This is a genomic window from Pseudomonas sp. FG98 (assembly GCF_057808595.1).
Map to the genome: position 1 here is coordinate 1 of NZ_JBMDIJ010000140.1, position 8,989 is coordinate 8,989.

The 8,989-nt window shown below is 64.3% G+C and carries 6 protein-coding genes; 5 read left to right on the forward strand and 1 reads right to left on the reverse strand.

Features of this window, described 5'->3' with window-relative positions:
• Nucleotides 1-53 precede the first annotated feature (53 nt).
• The 3 genes from ACODSK_RS31580 (at nucleotide 54) to ACODSK_RS31590 (ending at nucleotide 6,099) form a co-directional block, all read left to right on the forward strand.
• Nucleotides 54-1,562 carry an MDR family MFS transporter gene (locus tag ACODSK_RS31580; protein ID WP_489021929.1) on the forward strand — a complete coding sequence of 503 codons (1,509 nt, stop codon included), beginning with the start codon at nucleotides 54-56 and terminating at the stop codon, nucleotides 1,560-1,562.
• 83 nt (nucleotides 1,563-1,645) lie between these two features.
• Nucleotides 1,646-1,861, forward strand: a complete 216-nt coding sequence (locus tag ACODSK_RS31585) for a hypothetical protein (RefSeq protein ID WP_489021931.1) — start codon at nucleotides 1,646-1,648, stop codon at nucleotides 1,859-1,861.
• A 113-nt stretch (nucleotides 1,862-1,974) separates the two neighbouring features.
• Entirely contained in the window at nucleotides 1,975-6,099 is a 4,125-nt protein-coding gene (locus ACODSK_RS31590) for a CheR family methyltransferase (RefSeq protein WP_489021933.1), read from the forward strand.
• A 76-nt stretch (nucleotides 6,100-6,175) separates the two neighbouring features.
• Here the strand turns inward: ACODSK_RS31590 and ACODSK_RS31595 are convergent, their stop codons facing one another.
• On the reverse strand, nucleotides 6,176-6,784 hold the full coding sequence (locus ACODSK_RS31595; RefSeq protein WP_489021934.1) for a DUF4142 domain-containing protein: 609 nt from the start codon (nucleotides 6,782-6,784) through the stop codon (nucleotides 6,176-6,178).
• 141 nt (nucleotides 6,785-6,925) lie between these two features.
• Between ACODSK_RS31595 and ACODSK_RS31600 the strand changes: the two genes are divergently transcribed.
• Nucleotides 6,926-7,540, forward strand: a complete 615-nt coding sequence (locus ACODSK_RS31600; protein WP_489021937.1) for a helix-turn-helix transcriptional regulator — start codon at nucleotides 6,926-6,928, stop codon at nucleotides 7,538-7,540.
• A gap of 130 nt (nucleotides 7,541-7,670) precedes the next feature.
• Nucleotides 7,671-8,789 (forward strand): aminotransferase, encoded by a 1,119-nt coding sequence (locus ACODSK_RS31605; RefSeq protein WP_489021936.1) that lies wholly within the window; start codon nucleotides 7,671-7,673, stop codon nucleotides 8,787-8,789.
• Nucleotides 8,790-8,989: the final 200 nt, after the last annotated feature.

The window sequence follows — 8,989 nt, forward strand, 5'->3', positions numbered from 1 at the left end:
GCCCCCCCCCCCAAAACAGCAATCAACCGGGTCACCCTTTTCAGGTCCACGCCATGCAAGCAGATTCCGAATCCCCGGCCATCGCCACCCGGCAGGCCGATCACCCACCTGTAGCCCTGCTGCTCGGCTCGCTGCTGCTGGTGATGTTCCTCGCCGCCCTCGACCAGACCATCGTCTCCACCGCCCTGCCGACCATCGTCGGCGACCTCGGTGGCCTGCGCTGGCTGTCCTGGGTGGTCACCGCCTACCTGCTGGCCTCCACCGTGGTGGTGCCGCTGTACGGCAAGTTCGGCGACCTGTACGGCCGCCGCCGGGTACTGCAAGTGTCCATCGTACTGTTCCTGCTCGGCTCGGTGCTATGCGGCATGGCCCAGGACATGACCCAGCTGATCCTCCTGCGCGCCCTGCAGGGCCTGGGCGGTGGCGGTCTGATGGTGGTGGCGATGGCAGCCATCGGCGACGTCATCCCACCGGCGGAGCGTGGCCGCTACCAGGGCCTGTTCGGCGGTGTGTTCGGCCTGGCCACGGTGGTCGGGCCATTGATTGGCGGGTTTCTCGTCGAACACCTGTCGTGGCGCTGGATCTTCTATATCAACCTGCCCCTCGGGCTGATCGCCCTGGCGGTGATCGGTGCGGTGTTCCGCCCGCACGTGGCCCGGGTCAAGCACGTCATCGACTACTTCGGCGCCTTCTACCTGACCCTGGCCCTGGCCGCCCTGGTCCTGATCACCAGCCTCGGCGGCAGCCTGTTGCCCTGGGCCTCGCTGGACATGATTTGCCTGGCGCTGGTCGGGATGATCGGTCTGGTCGGTTTCGTTATCGAACAGCGCAGCGCCGCCGAGCCGATCATGCCACTGCACCTGTTTCGCCAACGCACCTTCGTTCTGTCCAGCCTGATCGGTTTCATGGTGGGTATTTCGCTGTTCGGCGCGGTGACCTTCCTGCCGCTGTACATGCAGGTGGTCAAGGACGCCTCGCCAACCAGCGCCGGCTTGCAGATGCTGCCGCTGATGGGCGGCTTGCTGGTGGTCTCGGCGATCACCGGACGCCTGGTCAGCCGCTGGGGGCGCTATCGCCGGTTCCCGATCGCCGGCACCTTCCTCCAGATGATCGCCATGGGCCTGCTCAGCCGTCTCGACCTGGACACGCCAATGGCCTTGATGAACCTCTATATGGGCATCCTTGGCGCCGGGCTGGGCATGGTCATGCAGGTGCTGATCCTGGCGGTGCAGAACAGTGTGGAGCCGCGGCATATGGGAGTGGCGACCTCGGGGGCGACCCTGTTCCGCTCGATTGGCGGTTCCATCGGCGTGTCGGTGTTCGGCGCGCTGTTCTCCCACTCGCTGGCGGCACGCCTGGCCGGCGATTTCGCCACCGGCACGGCGAGCCTGTCGCCCACCGCGGTGCATGAACTGCCGGCAGCGCAGCACCATGCCTACCTGCTGGCATTCTCCGGGGCCATGCACGGGGTGTTCCTGGTCGCCTGCGCGATTGCCGGAGTGGCGTTCGCCTTGTCCTGGGCAATCAAGGAAGTGCCGCTGCGCAAGGCGGTCCACGGCTGAAGGAATGCACACGGCAGGCAACCTTCGGCCTATCCTCATGGTCCATGAGTAAATCGCACCAATAATTGCCAGGGAAACCACCGATGCGCGTGCAAGACGACCCCCAGCAAACACGACACCTGATGCAGGGCGCACAACTGGGCGACTCCATCGCCGCGCACCTGGACAGCCTGAAGCGCCTGCAAGCCCAGGTCAGCCATCTGACCCAGGCCGCCGCCCAGGTGGACGCTCACCTGAACGGCATCGAAAACGATCTCGACCAGGTCCGCGCCCTGCTTGCCGCGCGGCCGCTGCTTTGAGCCCTGCGCGACGATTTATGCGGTAAAGTTCCGCCCTTGTGCCAGGAAGGCAGCAGCTTGGCTGTCTGAATTTTTACTGGTCGGCCATCACGCGTCAGCAGAGCACCACGCACATGAACACACCCGACGAGACGCTACAGGCCAGAACGCCCTACACCTCCCTCCCCAGTTTCCTGCCCTTCCCCATCGTCGGGCTGGGCGCCTCCGCCGGCGGCCTGGCGGCCTTGCTGCACTTCTTCGAAGAAATGCCCAGCGAAAGCGGCATGGCCTTCGTGGTGGTGATGCACCTCTCTGCCGAGCACGAAAGCAGCGCCGACCGCATTCTGCAGAAAGTCACGCGGATGCCGGTGCAGCAAGTGACCAAGCCGACCCCGGTGGAAGCCAACCACGTCTACCTGATCTCCCCCGCCATGCAGCTGGAAATGCTCGACGGCTACCTGCGGGTCACCGAGCGCCCCAGTGGCCAGCCGCGGCATATCGCCATCGACGTGTTCTTCCGCACCATGGCCGATGCCCATCGCCATCGCGGCATCGGCATCGTTCTGTCCGGCGCCGGCAACGACGGCAGTGCCGGGCTGGTGCGGGTCAAGGAACAGGGCGGCATGACCCTGGCCCAGTCCCTCGACGACGCCGAGTACGAAAGCATGCCGCGCAACGCCATCGCCACCGGCCAGGTCGACTTCGTCCTGCCGGTGGTGGACATGCCGCAGAAGCTGGTGGAACTGTGGGAGAACATGCGCAACATCGAGCTGCCGCTGGGCGACGAGATCGAGCCGCCGCTGCACAACCCCGATACCGCCGAGGCAGAGCGCGCCGCCGATGCCGCGCTGCGGGAAATCATCATCATCCTGCGCACCCGCACCGGCCATGACTTCAAGCATTACAAGCGCGCCACCGTGCTGCGCCGCATCGAGCGCCGCATGCAGGTCAACCGCCTGAGCGACCTGCCCGGCTACCGCGACTTCCTCAACGCCAACTCCGAGGAAGCCAGTGCCCTGCTCGACGACATGCTGATCGGCGTGACCAATTTCTTCCGTGACCGCGAAGCCTTCGAGGCGCTGGAGCGGGAGATCATCCCGCGCCTGTTCGACCTCACGGCCGAAAGCGACCCCACGGTACGCGCCTGGTCGGCGGGTTGCTCGTCCGGCGAGGAAGCCTATTCCATCGCCATGCTGCTGGCCGACCACCTGGATTTCAGCCATAGCACCCACAAGTTCCAGGTGTTCGCCACCGATATCGACGAGCACGCCATCGGTGTCGGCCGCGCCGGCGTCTACCCCGAAGCCGTGGTCACCGATATTCCACCGGCGCGCCTGCGCCAGCACTTCGCCAAGGAGCAGACCCACTTCCGGGTCAAGAAGGAAATTCGCGAACGGGTGCTGTTCGCCCTGCACAACCTGCTGCGCGACCCGCCGTTTTCCAAACTGCACCTGATCAGTTGCCGCAACCTGCTGATCTACCTCGACCGCCAGGTGCAGGCGGACATCCTGCAGATGTTCCACTTCGCCCTGGCGCCTGGCGGCTACCTGTTCCTCGGCAGCTCGGAGTCGGCCGACGTGTGCCTGGACCTGTTCACCCCGGTGGACAAGAAAAACCGCATCTACCGCGCCAAGGCCAGCTCCAGTCTCGGCCGGCCGACCCCGACCCTGCCGCTCAATGCCTTCACCGGCTTCTCCCTGCCGAGCATCGAGCGCAACCTGGAGCGGCGCAAGGTCTCCTTCGCCGAGGTCCACCAGCGCGTGCTCGAGCAGTACGGCCCGCCCAGCGTGGTGGTCAACCAGGACTCGGACATCGTGCACATGTCCGATCGTGCCGGGCGCTTCCTGCGCTATGTCGGTGGCGAGCCGTCGCACAACCTGCTGGTGCAGGTGTTGCCGGAGCTGCGCCTGGAGCTGCGCACCGCGTTGTACCAGGCCTTCCAGACCGGCAAGAGCATCGAGGCGCGGCGCCTGCAACTGGAGCGCGACGGGCGCAACTACTACGTCAACATGGTCGCCCGGCCGTTCCGCGACCTGGACGCCGACTTCGTCCTGGTGCTGTTCGACGAAGTCGAGGAAACCATGAGCGCCGAGGTCAAGAGCGCCCGCGATGACGGCAAGGACAGCGTGCTGTCCCAGCTCGAAGGCGAGTTGCAACGGACCAAGGAGCAACTGCAGGCCACGGTCGAGCAGTCCGAGACCTCCACCGAGGAACTCAAGGCCTCCAACGAAGAACTCCAGGCGATCAACGAGGAGCTGCGCTCCACCACCGAGGAGCTGGAAACCAGCAAGGAAGAGCTGCAATCGATCAACGAAGAGCTGATCACGGTCAACCAGGAGCTCAAGAGCAAGGTCGAGGAAACCGGCAAGATCAACGACGACCTGCAAAACCTGATCGCCTCCACCGACATCGCCACGGTGTTCGTCGACCGGCGCATGCGCATCAAGTCCTACACGCCGCGGGCCACCGAGATCTTCAGCATCATTCCTTCGGATACCGGGCGCTCGCTGCTGGATATCACCCATCGCCTCGACTACCCGGGCATGGCCGATGATGCCGTGACCGCCTTCGAGTCGCTGCGCATCATCGAGTGCGAGGTGCCGAGCAACGATGGCCGCTGGTATATCGCCCGCCTCCTGCCCTATCGCACCACCGAGGACCTGATCGACGGCGCGGTACTGACCTTCATCGATATCAGTGAGCGGCGCCAGGCCGAGGACCGGGTGCGCGAGGGTGAGGAACGCCTGCGCCTGGCGGCGGAAAGCACCCAGGACTTCATCATCCTGACCATGGATGCCCAGGGCCTGATCACCACCTGGAACCGTGGCGCCGAGCGCACCTTCGGCTACCGCGAGGAGGAAATACTGGGCCAGTCCGCCGAACTGATCTTCCTCCCCGAAGACCGTGAGGGCGGCGTGCTCCAGGAAGAACTGCGCCTGGCGCGCAAGGACGGTCGTGCCGACGACGAACGCTGGCTGCAGCGCAAGGATGGCAGCCGCTTCTTCTGCAGCGGTGTCACTACCGCCCTGCACAACGGCTTGCACGGCTTCGCCAAGATTGGCCGGGACATCACCGACAAGAAGCGCCAGGAGTCCGAGCAGGTCTGGCAACTCCAGCAAAGCCGCACCAGCAGCAAGCTCAAGGACGAATTCTTTGCGGTCATGTCCCACGAGCTTAAGCATCCGCTCAACCTGATCCAGCTCAACGGTGAACTGATGACCCGCCTGCCCCAGGTACGCGGCAATGCCGTGGCCGGGCGCGCGGTGGAAACCATCCTCGGCGCGGTGCGCAGCCAGGCGCGGATCATCGACGACCTGCTCGACCTGTCGCGGATCAACACCGGCAAGCTCAAGCTCAATCGCGGCCCGGTGCTGTTGCAACAAGTGCTGGCCGACATCGCCAATGTGGCCAAGGGCGATGCCGCCGGCGAGCAGATCGGCATCGACCTGGAACTGCCCGAGGACGGCCAGGACCCGCTGGTGATCGACGCCGACCCGGTACGCATCGAGCAGATCATCTGGAACCTGCTGAACAATGCGCTGAAATTCACCGCGGCGGGTGGACGGATCTGCCTGCGCCTGGTGGACGAAGGCAACCAGGTGCGCCTGGATGTGCAGGACAACGGCCAGGGCATCGCCGCCGAGTCGTTGCCGCTGATCTTCGACATGTTCGGCCAGGTGCCGGAGCATCGCCACGGCCAGAACCGCGGCGGGTTGGGCATCGGCCTGGCGCTGGTGCGCGAGCTGGTGGAGGCTCATCACGGCCGGGTCGAGGCGCGGTCTGCCGGGCTCGGCCGTGGTGCCACCTTCAGTGTCTGGCTGCCGCACTACAGCCGCGACGAGGCACCGGCCGGCGCCGAGCTGGACGACACCCCAGGCGATTTTCTCGGGCTCAAGGTGCTGATCGTCGACGACTCCACGGACATCCTCGACATCATGAAGGCGCTGATGGAACTGGAAGGCGCCGAAGTGACCCTGGCCAGCAACGGCGCCGAGGCGCTGCAACGGCTGGACGAAGACGGTGCAGTCTTTGATCTGGTTCTCTCGGACCTGGGCATGCCGGTGATGAACGGGCTGGAGCTGATCGCCAGGCTACGCCAGGACAGTCGCTTCGCCAGCCTGCCGGTGGTGGCCCTGACCGGATTCGGCGCCAGCCAGGACAAGAATGAAGCATTGCAGGCAGGCTTCAATGCCCATGTCGACAAGCCGGTGGCGTTCGAGGTGCTGCAGAAAACCGTAAGGACCGTGTTGGGACGCTAGATCCGCTCGACGAAAAAGGCCGGCAGCGCCACAGGATTATCTGTGGCGCTGCCGGCCTTTTCGTTGGCGGTGAAATCTACGGCTTGGTGGTCTCCGAATGGTCCTTCGGCGTGGTCGGCACACCGCCCGGGCCCGGCACTACCGGATCGACCGCATCGCGGGTGGTGGCACCCGGGCCGACCGACGAACCCCCATGGGCGGCAGCCAGCTGGCGAGCTTTCTCCAGGTGGGCCTTCAGGGTCGGCAGGGTCTGCTCGGCAAAGGTACGCAGCTCCGCGTCCTTGCCGTCCTTGGCGTAGTCGTCGAACAGGCGGATCGCCGCTTCATGGGCATTGACCTGGTTGTTTGCGTAGGCTTGGTCGAAGGACTTGGCACCACGCAGTTCGAGGATCATCGCCTTGGCCTTGTCGATCAGGTCAGCATCGCTGGATACCTCGAGTTTCTTGCTCGCGGCGATCGACTTGAGCTTCTCGTTGGCCGCGCCATGGTCCTTGAGCATCATCGCGGCAAATTCCTTGACGTCGGTGGCGCTGCCTTTTTCCTCGGCCAGCCTGGCCGCCTCCACTTCGGCGATGCCCTTGGCCGAGGCGTCCTCGACGAAGTCGTCGGCGTCCTGGGCGGCATGCACCGCGCCTGCCAGGGTGAAGGCCAGGGCAAAGCCCGCGCTGCGCAACAGTGTGTTCATCATTGAATCCTCGGGTCAGTTCCGGTTCTGGTGTCACTACCTGTTCTGAGCGCCGCTGTCTTACCGGGGTTCATCTTTTTTGCGGTACCAGCGACCGGGGCGGCTATCATGGCCATCCGCCCCTGCCTGCTGCCGTCATCCATGAACAAACTGGACAACTACAAGACCATCGCCGACTGCATCGCCGCCCTGCTCTTCCCCCACGCCGAGGTCATCGTCCACGACCTCGCCAGCCAGACCGTGGTGCATATCGCCAACAACTTTTCCAAGCGCCAGCTCGGCGACGATTCGGCGCTGGACGAGTTGCCTGGGGATTTCGACCAGGCCTCCAGCCTTGGCCCCTATGAAAAGCTCAACTGGAACGGGCAGAAGATCCGCTCGATCACCAGCGTCCTGCGTGACGACCAGGGCCGGGCCGAAGCGCTGCTGTGCATCAACCTGAATTTCGCCGTGCTCGACCAGGCCCGCGAGGCGCTCAATGCGTTTTTCCAGGTCAGCCGCCTGATTCCGCAGCCCGAGGCGCTGTTCCGCGATGACTGGCAGGAGCGCATCAACACTTTCCTCCACGCCTGGCTGGCCGAGCGCCAACTGTCGCTGAATACCCTGGGCATGAAGGACAAGCGCGCCCTGATCGAAGCGCTCTACGCCGAGGGTGCCTTCGATGGCCGCAGTGCCGCCGACTATGTGGCCAACGTGCTCAACATGGGGCGGGCCACGGTGTACAAATGGGTCAAGGCACTGCGCGAGCAGGCATAGGTCCACCCAGCCCGCTTCGGCGGGCTTTTTTACATCTCACAAAGAGACATATTGTCCATGGTGGAATTTAAAGCTATAAATAGGCAGCCCGGGCCCCTATCAATCTGCGTGAAGAACAAGAGGCAAGCCAATGAAGATCAAGGAGTTCGGCGTCGAAATCTGGATGAACGCCTATGAGACCCAGTGTCGCTATAACCTGGCGGAAACCTGTGTCGAGTCCATCACCCTTGGCCAGTTGCTGGACTTCGCCGGCAAGCGCGAGAGCATCCTCGATGAACTGCTGCCGATGAAGATGACGTACGGTGCCATCGAAGGCTCCGAGCGCCTGCGTGACCTGATCGCCGGGCTGTATGAGCGCCAGCAACGCAACAACGTGATCGTCACCCACGGTGCCATCGGCGCCAACGCGCTGGTCTACGAGACCCTGGTCGAGCCTGGCGACCATGTGGTGTCGGTGGCGCCGACCTACCAGCAGCACTATTCGATTCCCGAGAGCTATGGGGCGGATGTTTCCATCCTGCGCCTGCGCGAAGAAAACGCCTTCCTCCCGGACCTCGCCGAATTGCGCGGCATGGTTCGTGGCAATACCAAAGTGATCGCCCTGAACAACCCGAACAACCCCACCGGCTCGCTGATGGACCGGGCCATGCTCGAAGACATCGTCGAGATCGCCCGCTCGGTGGACGCCTGGTTGCTGTGCGACGAGGTCTATCGCGGCACCGACCAGCACGGCGACGGCTTTACCGTGTCGATCGCCGACCTGTACGAAAAAGGCATCAGCACTGCGAGCATGTCCAAGACCTTCTCCCTGGCCGGCCTGCGCCTGGGCTGGATCGTCGCCCCGCCGGCGCTGATCCATGCCGTGTCGATCCATCGCGACTACAACACCATCAGCGTCGGCATGCTCGATGATCACTTCGCCTGTATCGCCCTGGAGCACCGCCAGCACATCCTCGACCGCGCTCACTCCCTGACCCGCGACAACCTGGCCATGCTGGACGCCTGGGTGGCGCGGGAGCCGAAGGTGTCCTACGTCAAGCCGAGGGCCGGCACCACTGCCCTGCTCAAGCTCGACGTGGATATGCCGTCGCGGGAATTCTGCGTGAAGTTGCTGGACAGCAAGGGCGTGATGTTCACCCCGGGCAGCGCCCTGGATATCGAGGGCTATGTGCGCATCGGCTATGCCAATAACCCGCAGGTGATGGAGCAAGGGCTGGCGCTGGTTTCGGAGTTTCTGCGGGAGATCTGAGAACTGCCGGCCGCCGTTGCCAGAAACGGCGAAGAACTGTGGCCGGCTTGCCGGCGATGGGGCCATCAGCCTTGCTGGTCGGGTTGTTCTTGCGGGCCTCATCGCTGGCAATGTTAGCTCCCACAGGTTCCTGTCTCGAGCTTAAATCATGCGGCTGGCCCGGAACCCTGTGGGAGCCGGCGTTGCCGGCGATGAGGCCA